Below are 1577 nucleotides of genomic sequence, written 5' to 3'. Positions count from 1 at the left end.
CTTAAACTGGTTTTGAAAAAAGGGTCTGGGACGAAGTTAAGAGAGTTAACCCAAAAGTCGAACGATAAAACAAATATTACTATAAAGCTCAGTAAAAAAATACGTTAACTCCATGAAAAAAGAGAAACGCTTTTTCTACGTACAATGTATTGCTGCGGAAGCCTTTCTTATCCTGGGAGATGTAAAGGTGGTTACTCGATAGATAATTATTTTAAAATTTTTGTAAAAGTAGTACTGCATAGATGGTAATTTTGATATTCTTTACAGAAAGGGGGATGGAGATGAAGAAGAAAACAACCCTTAGCTGGGTCCTTTATGATTTTGGGAATTCTGCTTTTGCAACTACAATTATGGCTGCAGTTTTACCCGTTTTTTATTACGACGTAGCAGCTGTTGGTGTTGATGAGAATCTTGCAGCAAGTTTTTGGGGATATTCGCAGTCAATTGCTGTATTAATTGTGGCAATCCTAGCACCTATTCTAGGAGCTATAAGTGATTATTCTGCAGCTAAGAAAAAGTTTTTACGATTTTTTGCCTACATGGGTATGCTAGCAAGTATTTTACTTGCTTTTGTAGGCGAAGGTGATTACCTTTTTGCCTCGTTTTTGTTAATTATTGGAACAATTGGATTTTCTGGTGGTAATGTATTCTATGATGCATTCTTACCAGAAATAGCAGAAGAACAGGAAATTGATAAAGTATCATCAGCAGGTTTCGCATGGGGTTACATAGGTGGGGGAATATTATTAGCTATTAATATTCTCATGATATTAAAGTTCGATTGGTTTGGACTACCTAATGCTACCGTTGCAAGCCAAGTTTCTTTTGCTTCCGTAGGTTTATGGTGGTTTCTATTTTCACTTCCGCTATTTCGAAATATTAAAGAAGAGAAAAAGAAGGTTGTGAAGCGGGAAAAGTCTTATGCAGCAATTGGATTTTCCAGAGTAGCTTCTACGTTTAAAGACCTAAAGCATTATAAGCAATTATTACTTTTTTTACTTGCATTTTGGATGTATAACGATGGGATATCCACCATTATTAAAATGGCAACAATATACGGTAGAGACATAGGTATTGATGGAAACAGTTTAATTGCAGCACTTTTAATTACACAGTTTGTAGGTATACCATTTACATTTTTCTTTGGGTGGTTAGCGAAGAAAATAAGTGCTAAAAAAGCATTAACGCTTTCATTATACGTCTACATGGGGATTGTAGTATTAGGTTATTTTATGACTTCGGCGATCCACTTTTACCTACTTGCTATTTGTGTTGGTATGGTACAAGGTGGAGCACAATCACTTAGTAGATCCATTTTTGGCAGAATGGTCCCTGATAATAAACATGCTGAATTCTTCGGGTTCTACGGAATTTCTTCTAAATTTGCAGCAATCTTCGGCCCTTTCCTATTTGCCTTTGTTGGGCAACTTACAGGTTCAAGTCGAATAGGAATCATTTCGTTAGTTATATTTTTTATTGGCGGAATTATTCTTCTTAAATTTGTCAATATAGAAAAAGGTATGGAAGATGCAAAAAGATTAACCAATGACGCTGAAAAGGTAAAAGTTATCACAAAG

1 protein-coding gene is annotated in these 1577 nt (G+C 35.3%); it reads left to right on the top strand.

Annotated features, from left to right (window positions below; genetic code table 11):
• Positions 1-281: 281 nt before the first annotated feature.
• Positions 282-1577, top strand: a 1296-nt coding sequence (locus JUJ52_RS22965; RefSeq protein WP_205389754.1) for an MFS transporter, incomplete at its 3' end; no start/stop codon positions are given.

It is taken from the genome of Virgibacillus sp. AGTR, from assembly GCF_016919725.2.
Taxonomy (GTDB): Bacteria; Bacillota; Bacilli; order Bacillales; family Amphibacillaceae; genus Virgibacillus; species Virgibacillus salarius.
Note: the sequence above shows the minus strand (reverse complement) of the source record. Positions and strands in the feature narration are given on the sequence as shown.